The organism is Rouxiella sp. S1S-2 (assembly GCF_009208105.1).
Lineage (GTDB): Bacteria > Pseudomonadota > Gammaproteobacteria > Enterobacterales > Enterobacteriaceae > Rouxiella.
On record NZ_WFKL01000001.1, the window covers coordinates 2,932,678 to 2,948,456 of the forward strand.

Consider the following 15,779-nt stretch of genomic DNA (forward strand, 5'->3'; position numbering starts at 1 on the left):
CTCATATCAATATCCCTTGGTTTTATCAATCTCACCCTGCATCGGCAGCCCTTGCTCAAAACGCTGTACGTTATCCAACAGTGCGCCGACTGCCGTTTCAGGCTGTGTCTGGCTGGCAATGTGTGGCGTAATCCATACGCCGGGATGTGACCACAGTGCGTCACCTGCCGGTAGCGGCTCGGGGTCGGTAACATCCAGCACGGCGGCACGTAATTGACCGCTGTCGAGAGCCGCGAGCAGATCCTCGGCCACCAGTTGCTGACCGCGTCCGGTTTGAATAAGTGCGGCACCCGCCGGGAGCTGGGCAAACAGCGCAGCATTCAGCATGCCACGGGTTTGCGGCGTAAGCGGCAACAGGCAAACGAGAATATCACAGCGCGATAAAAACGCTGGCAGTTGCTCCACACCCGCCCACCCCGTCACACCTTGGGGCGTATTGCCGGAGCGGCTCCAACCGTGGCATTCAAAGCCGAAATTTATCAGCGCCTTAAGTGTAGCTTGTCCTAACTCACCCAGCCCCATCACGCCAACGCGCCTTTTACTGGCACTCGCCACGGGATGCCTGCGCCACTCGCCGCGCATCTGCTGTTGAAGATAAAGCGGCATATCGCGATGCAGCGCCAGCGTGGCAAAGGTGACGTATTCGACCATGCCCTGCGTCAGCCCAGGTTCAATCATACGCACCACCGGCAGAGTTGGCGGAAGCTGTTTTAAATCAAACTGGTCGACACCCGCCCCTACTGAAAACAGCACTTTGAGCTGCGGCAGGCGCTGAGCAATTTTTTCAGGTGGTTCCCAGGCCACCAGATAATCTACCTCGGCGAAAACAGCCGGATCGCCCTGACTAAAATCGAGATCTGTCCAATGAATAAAACGAATTTGCGGCGCGAGGTCGGCCAGAATTTGTTGCCAATATTTACCGCGCTGCGGTTCAGATTTATAGAGAAGAGTTTTCACGCTGATCCTTAGCCCATCGCCTGAGTTATCAAGGAGAAGTTGCGCCAGCCCGCAGCGCAAACCCACGGCTCGCCGTCTTTATACATGGTGGTGGGCTTATCAACACACGGCAACCCAAGACCGGTAAGCCACTCGGATAGCCCCAACGCGGCTTCAACGTCAAGGCGTACAAATTTGCCTGCGCTCTTACTGAGCTGCTGGGAGACCAGCAATTTTGCATCGTCGAGACTCGCGGCAATAACCGGCCCAATAACATAGCCACGGCCAAACTTGCGCAGCATGCTGAACCCTGCCGGCTGCCCATTGCGGGTCAGCATCAGGCCTTTTTCAATGCTCGCAGAGCTGGAGGGGTCGAGCAGCGCCTGATACAACACCGACCGCTGCATGCCGCTCGACAGTGCATCAAGCTCGGTCAGGGTCGATACGTCCTGGAGGCCAAGCGAATGGAACTGACAGTCTGCGGCCAACGCAGGCGCAGGCACGGCATGCAGCTCGGGGCTCTGATGCTGACAAATGCCACCGGTAGTCACAAAGCCCAGTTTCTTATACAGCGGTTTGCCCTCCGGCGTGGCGTGCAGGCGAACCTTGGTGCCTTCAAGCTTGGTTAACAGCGTAGTAAGCAACTTTTTACCGACTCCACGGCCCTGACACTCAGGGCTGACAATAACCAACCCCAGCGTCGAGTAATCGCTTCCCCACTTCCAGTAAAGCGCGCTGCCAACGACCCGCCCGGAGGACTCCGCCACCCAGCCTTTGCCACACTCAAAAGCCAGCGTCCAATCCGGCAGGCGGTGGGACCAGCCGACGGCCTGAGAGAGCCCGTGGCAGGCAGGCAAGTCTTCTGCGGTCATTTCACGCAGCACGATATCAGTCATAGTTTGAGGCTCCGCATGGGCTGTTTGTTTAGTCATTTACATCATTCCCGGCTTTTTAATGGCGCTGCCGTCGCTAAAACGGTCATAGCGGAAAGGCGTAGGATCAACCACCGGCACGCTGCCGGTAACCAGGTCAGACATCAAACTGCCCGCCCCCGGTCCAATACCAAAACCGTGCGCACTGTAGCCCGCTGAAATAAACAGGCCTGGCAGTTTATCGACCGACGAGATAACCGGCACCGCGTCGGGCGTGCTGTCAATCATGCCGCCCCACGACTGCACCACTTTCACCGCGCTTAACGCGGGATACTCACGTTTCATGGCCGCAATGCCCTCCTGCACCATGGCGTAGTCTGGTTCAGGGTCGAGGATGCGCACTTTTTCAAACGGTGATCGGGCATCAAATTGCCATTTACCCAGCGCCTCGGGTCCGCTAAAAAATGCGCTTGGACTTAAATGTACCTTAAGATTTTTGCGACGTGCCTGAAAGGTTGAATAGAATTTTTTTGCGTAGCGCAAACCCTGCGGCCCGACCGCCACTCGGCCACGGCCAGACACAGAGAGCGTGTAGCTGCCGTCGAGCTGCGGGCGACAGGCAAAGCCTTCGGTGTAGAGTGGCATCTTTATCACCTGTTCGATTGGCGCGGTGCGCATCGCGGTGCCGATTACATTGCCCAGCGGCAGGTCGATGCCGTGCCGACGACAGAACATTGAGCTCCACGCCCCCCCGGCGCAGACGACCGAACTGGCGCGGATCAGTCCGCGCTCGGTCCACACGCCGCTGACCCGACCGGCGCTGACGTCTAGCCCGCGCACTGCACAGTGCTGAAACACCAGAGCACCGCACTTTTGGGCGGCAATGGCCAATCCTGGGGCGGCCAGCGAAGGCTCCGCGTGGCCGTCGGTTGGCGAGTACACGCCGCCGAGCCATGCGGAAACACTCCCTGCGGTCAGTGACTTGGCGCGCGCTGCGGTGAGAATTTCGCTGTGCATGCCATAGTTTTTAGCCATCTGCCCCCATTTTTCCCAGGCGTCGATCTCTTCCTGCTTTTTGGTCGCATAAATTAGACCCGTGTTACGAAAGCCCAGCTCCTCGCCGGTTTCTTCTTTGAGCTGTTTCCAGCGCTGCAATGCGTGGATAGACAGCGGCAGTTCGCGCTCATCACGGTTTTGCTGACGGCACCAGCCCCAGTTACGGCTCGACTGTTCGGCGCCAATTAACCCTTTCTCAAGCAATACGACCGAGACGCCTTTGCGTGCCAGTTCGTATGCGGTTGCGGCACCGGCTATTCCACCGCCAATCACCACCACGTCGACCGCCTCAGGAAAGAGATGACTGTCTTGTACAAACCTAATCGGTGCTGGCATCGACAACTTATCCTTTTTAACCACGATTAATGGGCACGGGCTACTCGTGATGCCCGTTTTATCCCGTTGTTATTCTTTATGAAAATTCTTAAAAACCAAAGATCAGTCAACCTTTGGCAGGTCGGCCACATCAGCATCCTGCTCTTCCAGCCAGCCCTGTCGAAGCTCCGGCACGGCGCGTTTAAGCCTTTCGTAGTAAAGATGACTCGACGGTTTTTCATAGTCTGCTCGGCTAACCTGAGTCACCATTTTTCCGTCGTTAACGACAATAATATCGTCACAAACCGAACGTACCGCATGCAGGTCGTGGCTGATAAACAGGAAAGAGACGTTGAGCTCGCGGCGCAGTTCGGAAATTAAATCCAGTACCGCCGCGGCGACCACAGAGTCCAGCGCCGAGGTCACTTCATCACACAGAATCAAGTCCGGCTCGGCGGCCAGTGCACGAGCAAGATTAACGCGCTGCTTCTGCCCACCTGACAACCCAGCAGGTTTACGGTGTAAAATGCTGTGCGGCAATCGCACCAAATCGAGTAACTGTTTCAGTCGTGCATTGAGTGCTTTGCCGCGCAGGCCGTGGAAAAATACCAGTGGGCGTTGCAAAATGGTGGCGATGGTCTGGCTTGGGTTCAGCGCGGTGTCGGCCATTTGAAATACAAACTGCACCCGGCGCAGCTCGTCCGCGCTGCGTGCCGACATGTCACCCGCCAAGTAGCTTTCATTAAACAAAATGTAGCCGTCGCTAGGTGCAATCATGCCGGCAATCGCCCGCGCAAGGGTCGTTTTCCCCGAACCAGACTCACCAATAATTCCGATCGCCTGTCCTGGATAAAGCTTGAAATTAATGTCCTTCAGGATGCTGATTTTCGGCTTGCCGTCGGCGTTTAGCGGACCGTATCCAGCGGCCAAGTCGCGCACCTCAAGCAGGCACTTCAGTGGTGCCTCTTCCGGTTGCCACGGACTGTTGCGCGGTTTGTGCTGCGCGGCGTCCAGCAGACTGCGGGTGTAGGCTGACTGCGGGCGATGCAGTAAATCTTCCGTAGTGCCGTATTCGGCTATTTGCCCCTTCAGCAGCACCAAAATTTTGTCGGCCATCTGTGCCACCACCGCCAGGTCATGGCTGACATAAATTGCGGTAGTGCCGCGCTGCTTCACCACTCGGCGAAAGGTTTTCAGCACGTCGAGCTGGGTGGTCACATCAAGCGCGGTAGTCGGCTCGTCGAGAATCACCACCTCGGGGTCACTAATCAGCGCCATTGCCGCCATTACGCGCTGCAATTGGCCGCCCGACACCTGATGCGGATAGCGTTTGCCGATGCTTTCTGGCGCGGGTAGCGCCAGTTCGCGAAACAGTGCCACCGCCTTTTTTTCGGCATCGGTGCGCTTCATGGTGCCGTGAATCAACACCGGTTCGACCACCTGATCCATCAATGTCATTGCCGGATTAAACGACGCGGCGGCACTTTGCGCGATGTAAGAAACGGTGGAGCCGCGAAACTGACTGAGCTGACGCGCAGAAAGACGGTTAACGTCGGTGCCCGCCAGCTGAATGCTGCCACCGCTGATGCGACAGCCGTGGCGCGCATAGCCCATCAACGCCAGCGCAATGGTGGTTTTGCCGGAGCCGGATTCGCCAATCAGCGCCAGCACCTCGCCTTTTTTCACCTCGAAATTGATCCCTGAAACCAGCGTAATCAGCTCATCGGCATCGTTTTTGGCTTGTACTTCCAGGTTGCTCACGCTGACAACGGTCGGCGCACTGAACGGCGTTTTTTGAGTCATGGCGTGGACGTCCGCTAAGGTAAGGGATGCTCTCTTCATGCCACCTCCTCTTCCAGTTCAAGTCTGATAGCCCGGCGCGACTGGAGGCTGTCGATAAATAAGTTCACGCCAATCGTCAGGCTGGCAATCGCCACCGCAGGCACCAACACTGCGGGCGAACCGTCGAACAACGCCTGCAAATTCTCATGCACCAGCGTGCCCCAGTCGGCATAAGGAGGCTGAACGCCAAGCCCCAAAAAACTCAGGCCGCTGAGCAGCAGCACGATGTAAACAAAACGTAGGCCAAAGTCGGTAAGCATCGGATGCAGCATATTGGGCAGCACGTCGGTCAAAGCAATATAGAGTTTGCTTTCACCGCGCAGGTTTGCCGCCTGCACATAGTCCATGGAGCGCAGGTTGGAGGCCATCGCGTAGGCAATGCGGTATGCGCCCGGCCAGTAGGTAATCACCGCCGTGAGAATAAGCATGGGCAGCGACGAGCCAAACACCGCCACCATCAGCAGTGCCATAATTTTACCGGGCATGATCAGCAATGCATCGTTGATACGGCCCAGCAGCTCTTCAAGCCAGCGGCCCGACATGGCGGCCAGCAGTGCTAACAGCGTGCCGCAAACGCTGGCGAGGATAGCGGCGGAGAGCGCCAGCCCAATTGAGTAGCGTGCGCCGTAAAGCACGCGGGTCAGCATGTCGCGTCCGAGGTAGTCAGTTCCCAGCAAAAACGCACGGCTAAAGCCTTCATTGATGCCGCCGCCGGCAATATCTTCAACGCTATAAGGCGCAAGCCAGCCGCCAAACAGCGCTATGCCTAGCCAAAACAGAGTCATGATCAGGCCTGCGCGGCCAGTATTGGATAATGAGCGCCAGAAGTTCAGCGCGGTTTTTAACACCCGAACAGTTTTACGCATCACTGAGTCTCCCGTGAAAAAGGCTTATTGTTTTAGCTTTGGATTAAAAGCAAGGGTGGCAATGTCGGCCAGCAGCAGCAGCACCAGATAGCAGCTGCTGAACAGCATCACGCACAGTTGCACAATGGGCAGGTCGCGATTACTTACCGCATCAACCATTTGGCTGGCGAGTCCGGGATAGCTGAAAATAGTTTCGATAATAATCACCCCACCAAACAGGTAAGAGAGGCTCAGGGAGATGGCGTTGGCGATAGGCCCCACGGCGTTAGGCAGCGCGTGTCGCAGCACCGCCCGCAGCGGTCGTACCCCTTTCAGTAGGGTCATTTCTAGATAGGAACTGTCGAGCTGGTTAATGATGGCTGAACGGGTCATGCGCGCCATTTGCGCCACCAGCACGCAGCAAAGCGTAAATACCGGCAGCGCATAGGCGCGCAGGTAGCCAAGAAAATCCTGGTCGGTCGAACCCAGTGACATCGCCGGAAACCAGTGCAGGCGAACGGCGAACACCATAACGGCGACGGTCGCAACCAGAAACTCCGGTACCGCCACCACCGACATGGTGCCCACCACTAACATACGGTCAATCAGCGAACCCCGTTTCATTGCCGCCGTAATGCCAATAATCACCGCCAGCGGCACGGAAACCAGCGTGGTGATACCTGCCAGCTCGAAAGTGGCGGGAATACGCTGGGCGACCAGCTTGGTCACCGGCATGTTATTGGCGAAGGAGGTGCCGAAATCACCGTGCAGCATGCCGCCGATCCACTCCACGTAGCGCTGCCAAATGGGCAGATTCAGGCCCAGCTGGTCACGTAATGCGGCCACCGTTTCTGGCGTGGCGGCTTGGCCTAGCAGTTGTTGAGCTGCATCGCCCGGCAGCATGCTGGTGATGATGAACACCAGCGCCGAGACGATAAACAGCGTCAACAGGCCTGAACCAATACGACGAAGAATAAGCAACAGGATAAGCTGATTCATTGATACCTCCGGATTACGACGCCAACCACACAAACTCGCTGAAGCGATAGCCCATCATCATGCCGGACGGATAGGACTCGACGCCTTTAACCTTATTGCTGTAACCGTCCAATGCGCTGATAAACAGCGGAATAAGGGTGCCGCAGTGGTTGTAAACCAGTTCCTGCATGTCGCCATACATCTGCTTGCGCTTGGCCTGGTCGCGCTCGCCTCGCGCTGCCGTCACTAACTGATCGAACTGCTCATTTTTCCAGCCGGACTCGTTCCACGGCGCGTCGGACTTGTAGAACTGACTAAACAGCATGTCGAGTGTCGGGCGTGGGTTAACGGAGCCATAAGAGATCGGGTGCTTCATCCAATGCTGCGACCAGTAACCGTCATAAGGAACGCGACGAACTTTTAGATTCATGCCAACTTGAGAGCCGAGCTGCTGCAGGAACTGCGCGCCTTCAACCGCACCTTCAATGTTGTCGGTGGTCACAATCTCCAGACTCGGCTTCACCAGCCCAGATTTCTTGAGATAGAACTTGGCTTTGTCGAGGTCGTTAGGACGCTGCGGCAAGTCTTTATTGAAAAATGGATGCCAAGGTGGAACCGGGTGGTCATTGGCGACAGTACCGAACCCCTGTACCGCCGTTTTCAACAGGGTTTCTCGTGGCTGCAGGTACTTCATCGCCAGCACAAAGTCGGGATTACCGGTGATTGCCGTGTCCTGACGCAGGATCAGGTCGCTGTACATGCCTGACTTACTCTCCAGCACCGAACATAACGTTGAGCCATTGATGCGTTTCACGTCGCGCGAGCTGATGGTTGATACAAAGTGCAGTTCGCCTGAGAGCAGCGCATTGACACGCGCTGCCTGGTCGGTCACGCCCAGCAGTTCCACTTCATCGAGGTGAGGCAGGCCAGGCTTCCAGAAGTTTTTGTTACGTTCGCCCAGCGTACGGGTGCCTGGTGAGAACTCTTTGCAGGTGTAAGGGCCTGTACCCACGGCTTTGCTAAAGTCTTTGGTACCGTCCTGTAGAATAAGAAACGCCGGTGTGCCAAGGATTGACGGCAGGTCAAAGTTGGGCTGTTCGAGCGTAATTTCAACCTCCATTAGGCCGACGGCTTTAATGCTGGCAAACTGCTTGGCCAGTGCGATGGCGGTGGAGGCAATGGCCGGGTCTTTGTGGCGCGACAGTGAAAATACCACGTCCTGAGCGGTAAGCGATTTACCGTCGTGGAAGGTAACGCCCTGACGCAGCTTAACACTCCACGTGACACCGTCACTGCTGCTGATTGACTCCGCCAGCCCCATTTGTGGGATAAGTTTGGTGTCGAGTTCGGTCAGGCCGCTGTAAAACATGTATTGGCGCATATAGTCGCCGCTGTTGTTACCCTTGGCCGGATCCAGCGTGTCGGCAGCAGAAGAGTTGGCAGCAGCGGCGCGCAGCTTGCCCCCTTTTACCGGTGCAGCCTCAGCGGCCCATGCGCTATTAGGCAAACTAATAATGCCGGTACTTAACGCCGCGCCAGCAGACAACGCCTTCATCATGCCGCGACGTGAAATATTGATATCTGACAAGCTTGAAGCTGACTTCGGTGTAGCTGGACCTGATTCTTTACGAAATTTACTCATTGAAATCTCCCCGAATGCGGTATTTACCGAAAAAAGCCGTTGATAGTAGTGGATATTTTTTGCCACCGACTTAGGAAACTTTGTCTTTGGCTTTGTAGTACAGGCCCGCCACTGGCAAGAACCAGGGTTTGCCAAAATAGCCCGGCATCGCCGCCCAGTTGCTGCGCTGCCAAGGGTTACTTACCGGTTTGCCGGTGAGAAGCGCCGCCATCACCTTGCCCATGTACACCGACATTTGTGTGCCGTGACCGCTATAACCCATTGAATAGAAAAGCCCCTCATGCTCACCTGCACGCGGTAATCTGTCGGCGGTCATGTCGACCAGTCCGCCCCAGCAATAGTCGATATCGACCTCGGCAAGCGTTGGGAAAAGCTCGCGCAGTCCCTGACGCAGGACGGCGCCGCTGCGCGCATCGGAGGTGGGGTTACTGATGGCAAATCGCGCACGGCCACCAAAAATCAATCGGTTATCGGCCGTGGTTCGGAAGTAGTTGCCAATATTTAACGAGGTGACGTAGGTACGATTATTGATGAAAGCCTGCTTCAGCTGGGCATCACTGAGTGGCGCGGTAGCAATAATAAAGCTGCCGACCGGCACAATGCGGCGCTGAAACCACGAGAATGGCCCTTTGTCTGAGGTGCCCGTCGCTATCAACACGCGGTTAGCATCAATCACACCGCGCGAAGTAGTGACAGTGTAACGATGCCCGTCAATCTGCTGTAGTGCCGTGACGGGAGTATGGGCATGGATCACCGCGCCTTTAGCGATTGCCGCCTGCGCCAGCCCAATGCCGAATTTGCCCATGTGCATCTGTCCGCCGCCCTTTTGCAGCAGGCCGCCGTGAAACGCATCGGAGCCCACCTCGTCACGAATGTGACTGGCATCAATTAGCTCAACGTTGCTGTCTACCGTGCGCTTTAACAGCTCATAGGTTTTCACCAGTGACGGGAAATGTTTAGCCTTACTGGCAAGCTTGAGTTTGCCGGTGCGGATTAAGTCACAGTCAATGCTCTCTTGCTTAACAATCGACTGCACATACTCCACCGCGTCGGTGTAAGCATGGTAATAAATGGACGCCTGCTCAAGGCCGACGCTTTCAACCAAAGAGGCAAAGTTTTGCGCTACGCCAGTGTTGCAGTGACCGCCGTTGCGCCCGGAAGCCTGGCTCAGTACTTCACCGGCTTCAAGCACCACCACGTCGACACCGGCCAGCGCCAAATTATAAGCCGCTGACAGGCCGGTAAAACCGCCGCCGATCACCACGACGTCGGCCTTGCCCGGAAGCTGACCGACAGCAGCCACGTTCAATGCCGGTGCCGTTGCCTGCCAAAATGATTCAAGTTTCATGCCTGTGCCCCGCTTAATTTACGTACCCTTACCGCATTACCGTGCGACGCGTTTTTTTATAAACCCACAACACCCGGCAGGCCGCCAATATCTTTGATTTCGGTGTAGCCATAGGCAGAATTAGCAGGATCGTGGCCGCGATTGACCCAGACTTTGTTTTTAATGCCCATGTCGTGGCAGGTCATCAGGTCGTAACGCAGGCTAGAAGAGACATGCAGAATGTCTTCAGGACCGCAGCCAAGCTCGTCAAGCATGTATTCAAAGCCACGCATTCTCGGCTTGTAGGACTGTGCCTGCTCGGCGGTAAACACGCGGTGAATCGGTGCACCAAGACGCGGAACGTGATGGGTTATCAAATCGTTCATGGTGTTTGAAAGCAGCACCAGCGGGAATTCTTTAGCCACCGTTGCCAGACCCGCCGGCACGTCGGGATGCGGACCCCAAGTTGCGCAGGCTTCCATAATTCCGGCTCCGTCGCTGTCTTTATATTCGACGCCCCACTTCTTACAGGTTCTGGCCATCGCCTGGCAAACTACGTCGCTGTAAGGTTTCCACGCACCCAGCACCTCATCCATGCGATAGCGGGCGAAGTCAGTAGTGAAGGCCAGCATCTGGTCGGCGATGACGCGGTCGGCGAAAATGGCGCTGGCTGCACCCGCCATGTCGAAGTTAATCAGCGTGCCGTAGCAGTCAAAAGTAATAAACTTAGGTTTGAATACCGCCATGATAATCCCCTTCTTCGAGAGTGAATTCGTGATAAGAAAAGTGATAGAAAGTCTTAAAAATCAATCAGGACACTTTTGTAGCGCAGGCAGGCTTCATACGCCTGACGGCCCAAGTCTTTGCCAATACCAGAGCCGTTAAAGCCGCCGGTCGGGATAATGAAATCGCCCGAGCGGCCATAGCGGTTAATCCACACTGTGCCCGCCGCAAGGCGACGCATGGCGCGCAGAGCACGCTCAATATTCAGGGTATGCACGCCCGCCGCGAGCCCGTAAATGGCATGGTCGGCCAGTGCTAATCCCTGCTCTTCGGTTTCAAAGGTTTGAATGGTCAGCACCGGCCCGAATATCTCTTCCTGTACGGCAACAGACTGAGCGCCCACCCCCGCCAGCAAAGTGGGTTTAAAGAAGTAACCCTGCTCGGTGTTGGCGAAGAATTCGCCACCGGCCAGCAGCTGTGCGCCATCTTTAATGGCGGCCTGCACGATAGATTCGATTTTTTTGGCCTGACGCACGTCGATAATTGGCGCATAACGGCAGGCACCGCTCCAGGTATTGCCAGGCGCTACGCTTTCGCAAAGCGCCACCAGTTTGGCAATCAGCGCATCGGCAATGCCGGACTGCACCACCAGGCGCGTGCCGGCGACGCAGGCCTGACCGCCATTAGCAGTAAAGCCGCGAAAAATACGTGTCGCGACCACGTCAATGTCGCCGGCGTCGTCAAACACCAGTTGCGGGCTTTTACCGCCTAACTCCAGAGTGACGGGTTTCATGCCGTTTAACGCCGCCTGACTCATAATTTGCGCGCCGGTCACCGTTGAGCCGGTAAACGAGACCTTGCGCACCCGCGGATGATTGACCAACGCGCTGCCGCAGCTCGCGCCTCTTCCCTGTACAATATTCAGCACACCGGCGGGTAAACCGGCCTCAATCGCCAGTTCGGCCAGTTTGATGGTGGAAAAAGGCGTTAATTCTGAAGGCTTGAGCACCACCGCATTGCCTGCGGCCAGCGCTGGACCGAGTTTCCACGAAGCCATCGACAGCGGAAAGTTCCACGGCGTGATGGCGCCAATGACGCCATAAGGTTCCGGCACCAGCATGCCAAGACTGCTGCTGCGGGTAGGCAGCACGTCGCCGCTGTATTTGTCGCAACATTCGGCATAGAAGCGAATCGCCTCGGCGGTAAAAGGAATTTCGTGATTGATGACGTCATAAATAGGACGCGTTGAGCTAACGGCCTCAAGCTGGCCCAGCATTACCCGGTGTTCTTCAATCAGACAGGCCCAGCGACGCAGCACTTTCGCTCTCTCACGCGGCGCACAGGTTCCCCAACCGCTTTCAAGCCACGACTGATGGGCGTTCGTGACGGCTAAATCCACCAGCGCCGCGTCGCCGTCTGGAATTTCGCCCAGAAATTGTCCGTCGGAGGGACGATTAACCCGTAGACGTTCACCGTTGCCAGGATGGATTTTGCCGCCAATCAAATGTCCGGCGGGCAACGGCACGTTTTGAGGATTAAAACTCGGCATAGTTAACACTTCCTTTTTTATTTCACGGAGAATAAAAATTAACGTTCACTACGGTGGCAACGGATTAATAACTGCATATATTCATCAATTAGGGCAGCAGGATTATTGCCTAATTCACGGGTGGAAAACTTATTACCTTAGATACCTAGCACAAAGCATGCCATATTATTAAAAACGGAATATGCGGAATACTGAGTTCAAAAAACGTTTTATGCCGTGGCAAAGCCTTAAACTTCTTAAATCCGTTTTTTGATAATCGACTTGAGGAAGGGTGCCGACATCGCTGCACCAGAATGATCTATTTATCTATTTCTCTGCACCAACGAAAACATCACACTTCCCAGGCCAATTGTTAACCTGCTATTATTTATGGATAATTTATGAACGCACTGAGAAAGCACACTTTTCATTCTTGTGAATCATTGATACGGCAGGATATTTTTCAGTCATAAAAAAAGCGGCTACCCATTTCGGGTTAGCCGCTTCCCACAGTAATTACTGGGGCAACTGGGGAGAATATTAATCAAGGCCACCAATATGGAATGATTTCATTTCAAGATATTCTTCAATACCGGCTTTAGCCCCTTCACGCCCTATTCCAGAAAGTTTTATTCCACCAAATGGCGCTATTTCCAATGACACTGAACCGGTATTTAATCCAACCATGCCAAATTCAAGTTTTTCAGCCACTCGCCACGAACGGCGTAAGTTTTCCGTAAAGAAATAAGCCGCTAAGCCAAATGGCGTAGCATTCGCTAAATCGATGGCCTGCTGTTCATCGTCAAAACAGAACAGCGGTGCTACCGGGCCAAATGTCTCTTCGTTGGCAATCAGCATGCTGGCGGTTACGTCGGCCAGCACCGTGGGCTGCACAAAGTTGCCGTTAGCAGCGGCGATCCCGCCAGTGAGTACCCGCGCGCCCTGACTGAGGGCGTCGTCGATATGGCGATTAACTTTCTCGACCGCCGCCTGATTAATCAAGGGTCCCATCTGTGTTCCTGCGACAAAACCGTCACCGACTTTGAGTTTTTTTGTCTCTTCTACCAGCCGGGCCGCGAACTGGTCATAGATGCCGCGCTGCACCAAAATTCGGTTGGCGCAGACGCAGGTTTGGCCGCCGTTGCGGAACTTGCTGACCAGCACACCGGCGAGGGCAAGCTCGATATCAGCATCGTCAAACACGATAAACGGTGCATTGCCTCCCAACTCAAAGCTCAGACGCTTAACCGAATCGGCGCACTGGCGCATTAGCAATTGTCCCACGCGGGTCGATCCGGCGAACGACAGTTTACGCACTAATGGATTGCGGGTCAGTTCGCCACCAATTCCCTGCGGCAAGCCGGTCACCACCTGCAGCACACCGGCAGGAATTCCGGCACGCGATGCCAGTTCAGCCAGCGCCAGTGCACAAAGTGGGGTTAAGTCGGAAGGTTTAACAATCACCGGACACCCAGCAGCAATCGCAGGGGCACATTTGCGGGTAATCATTGCAATCGGAAAGTTCCACGGCGTGATGGCAGCGGCAATACCTACCGGCTGTTTAAGCACCAAAATTCGGCGGTCGCGGGTCGGTGCGGGAAGGGTTTCACCATAAATACGGCGCGCCTCTTCGGCAAACCATTTAACGAAACTGGCGCCATAACGGACTTCGCCACGGGCCTCCTCCAGCGACTTGCCCTGCTCGGCGGTCATCAACATCGCCAGGTCTTCAGTGTTGTCTAAAATCAATTGATGCCACTTTTCAAGCATCGCGGCACGTTCTGCTGCACTGGTCGCGGCAAACGGCAGGCGAACACTTTCTGCCGCCTGAATTGCATCACAGGTATCCTGCTCGTTCATGGCTGGCACCCGTGCAATCACCTCGGCGGTAGAAGGATTAATCACTTCAATCGTTTCTTGACTGCGCGCATCAACCCAGCAACCGTTGATAAATGCCTGCTGGCGGTAAAGTGACGAGTCCTGTAAAGGCAATGGCGACATGTGTTCTCCAATCGGCGCGGGCTGTCGGTAAAAGGCGTGAGATTTACTCTACAGCCTGCGGCGAATTTTTTGTGGGGAATGGGCCATTGGCGACGGCAGAATCTGCGGTATCTGCACAAGATATGAAATTAAGCACTTAGCGGGTTTGGCGATGGATTCTGGGTCAGGCTCACGCCACATTGCTGGGAATATTCCGCCAGCATCTCGTCCACTACGCCCCCGACAATCGCAATGCCCTCGGCGATATGTTCTACCTGGATTGATGAAAAGCCGATGCGCATAAAGTGGGTCGGGCGTGGGTATTGTCCGTCACGAGTGTTGAGGAAATAGCTTTCACCCGACTGGATATAAACGTCGCGCGCATAGGCTCGCTGCGAAAGTTCGTGAGTATTAATGCATTCGGGAAAACGCAGCCACACCGAGCTGCCGCCCTCCGAACTGGCGACCTTGGCCAAGGGAATAAACGTCGTGAGCGCCTGTTGCAGAGTGTGCCACCGCCCTTCGTACTCCTCATGAAAGCGCTTTAAAAGCGACTCGTAATAGCCACCTTTAAGAAACAGCGCCACGGTACGCTGATTGTTGGCCGCCGGATGCCTAATGCTCATCCTCCGCAGTGCGCGTGCTTGGCGGATGAACGGCATCGGCCCGACCAGAAAACCGACCCGCAGTCCAGGTGACAGCAGTTTCGACAGGCTGGTGACGTACACCACGCGGCCTTCGCTATCGATTGATTTCAGCGCGCTTGAAGGCACGCGGCCAAAGCGTGATTCGGTGTCGTAATCATCTTCAATAATGATGAAATCGTGCTCTGCGGCCATTTTCAGCAGTTGGCTGCGCCGAACATGTGACAACGTCACGGTGGTTGGAGACTGATGACTCGGGGTCACGTACAGCACATCGCAACCTATTAACGCCTCGCTGATAATCAATCCATTTTCATCTACCGGTAAAGGTCTCAGCACTGCGCCGTGAAAAATCATCAGGTTACGCACGTCTGGATAAGAAGGGTCTTCAATCCCCACGACCATACCGGGGCGAATCAAACATTGAATGGCCAAAAACAACGCATGCTGAGCGCCCACGGTCACCAGCACCTCCTGAGTCGAGGCGCTGAACCCGCGACGCGGCAACACCCGACGGCGAAAGGCGTCGAGCAGCACCGGATCGTCTTCATCAACATAATCCACGGTCCAGTCATACATGTCATGCAATGACAGCGAATCACGGCTGCACTTGCGCCAGCTGGAAATGGGGAAAATCCAGCGATCGTGCTGCCCATACATAAAGGTGTATTTTTTACTGCGCCAGTCTTGAGGATGCGTAATGTGCTCCAACGCAGCCGGATTGATCATCAGCTTGCTCTCCCAGTCCACCGACGCCGCCGTTGGAACAGGAGGCCGACTCTGCGGCAGCCGCGAAACGGCGTCCTGCGCGACATAAAAGCCGCGCCGCTGTTCGGAAATTAGCACGCCTTCGGCCGCAAGCTCCTCATACACCAGCGTGACAGTATTACGCGATATCTTTAACTGTTCGGCCATTGCGCGGGTTGAAGGCAGCGTTTGCCCCTGTTCAAAATCCCCTTTGGCGATCGCCTCAGAGATTTTTTCGCGCAGCTTTGATTGCAAAGACCCGTGCGACCTGCGGTCAAGCGTGCTGGGAACCGATAAGTTGAGCATTCGAGTCTTTCCTCACAGTCTGTTTTATCAATGATAAT

At 55.3% G+C, this 15,779-nt stretch carries 12 protein-coding genes; all 12 read right to left on the bottom strand.

Annotated features, from left to right (window positions below; all coding sequences use genetic code 11):
- Window positions 1–6: 6 nt before the first annotated feature.
- Window positions 7–957 (bottom strand): glyoxylate/hydroxypyruvate reductase A, encoded by a 951-nt coding sequence (locus tag GA565_RS13610; protein WP_152198900.1) that lies wholly within the window; start codon window positions 955–957, stop codon window positions 7–9.
- A gap of 8 nt (window positions 958–965) precedes the next feature.
- Window positions 966–1,868, bottom strand: coding sequence for a GNAT family N-acetyltransferase (locus tag GA565_RS13615; RefSeq protein ID WP_152198901.1), 903 nt, complete (start codon window positions 1,866–1,868; stop codon window positions 966–968).
- Window positions 1,869–3,200 (bottom strand): FAD-binding oxidoreductase, encoded by a 1,332-nt coding sequence (locus tag GA565_RS13620; protein ID WP_152198902.1) that lies wholly within the window; start codon window positions 3,198–3,200, stop codon window positions 1,869–1,871. It abuts the gene before it with no gap.
- A gap of 102 nt (window positions 3,201–3,302) precedes the next feature.
- On the bottom strand, window positions 3,303–4,982 hold the full coding sequence (locus GA565_RS13625) for an ABC transporter ATP-binding protein (protein WP_152201501.1): 1,680 nt from the start codon (window positions 4,980–4,982) through the stop codon (window positions 3,303–3,305).
- A gap of 35 nt (window positions 4,983–5,017) precedes the next feature.
- The gene (locus GA565_RS13630; RefSeq protein WP_152198903.1) at window positions 5,018–5,887 is read right to left on the bottom strand and encodes an ABC transporter permease; all 870 of its coding nucleotides are present in this window, start codon (window positions 5,885–5,887) and stop codon (window positions 5,018–5,020) included.
- Between the two features lie 24 nt (window positions 5,888–5,911).
- Entirely contained in the window at window positions 5,912–6,865 is a 954-nt protein-coding gene (locus GA565_RS13635; protein WP_152198904.1) for an ABC transporter permease, read from the bottom strand.
- 13 nt (window positions 6,866–6,878) lie between these two features.
- Window positions 6,879–8,486 (bottom strand): ABC transporter substrate-binding protein, encoded by a 1,608-nt coding sequence (locus GA565_RS13640; protein WP_152198905.1) that lies wholly within the window; start codon window positions 8,484–8,486, stop codon window positions 6,879–6,881.
- 70 nt (window positions 8,487–8,556) lie between these two features.
- Window positions 8,557–9,834, bottom strand: a complete 1,278-nt coding sequence (locus tag GA565_RS13645) for an FAD-binding oxidoreductase (RefSeq protein ID WP_152198906.1) — start codon at window positions 9,832–9,834, stop codon at window positions 8,557–8,559.
- Window positions 9,835–9,890: 56 nt separating this feature from the next.
- Entirely contained in the window at window positions 9,891–10,559 is a 669-nt protein-coding gene (locus GA565_RS13650; protein ID WP_152198907.1) for a haloacid dehalogenase type II, read from the bottom strand.
- 53 nt (window positions 10,560–10,612) lie between these two features.
- Window positions 10,613–12,085 (bottom strand): aldehyde dehydrogenase, encoded by a 1,473-nt coding sequence (locus tag GA565_RS13655; protein ID WP_152198908.1) that lies wholly within the window; start codon window positions 12,083–12,085, stop codon window positions 10,613–10,615.
- Window positions 12,086–12,604: 519 nt separating this feature from the next.
- Window positions 12,605–14,065, bottom strand: coding sequence for an NAD-dependent succinate-semialdehyde dehydrogenase (locus GA565_RS13660; RefSeq protein ID WP_152198909.1), 1,461 nt, complete (start codon window positions 14,063–14,065; stop codon window positions 12,605–12,607).
- A 128-nt stretch (window positions 14,066–14,193) separates the two neighbouring features.
- Window positions 14,194–15,741 carry a PLP-dependent aminotransferase family protein gene (locus GA565_RS13665; RefSeq protein WP_152198910.1) on the bottom strand — a complete coding sequence of 516 codons (1,548 nt, stop codon included), beginning with the start codon at window positions 15,739–15,741 and terminating at the stop codon, window positions 14,194–14,196.
- Window positions 15,742–15,779 lie beyond the last annotated feature (38 nt).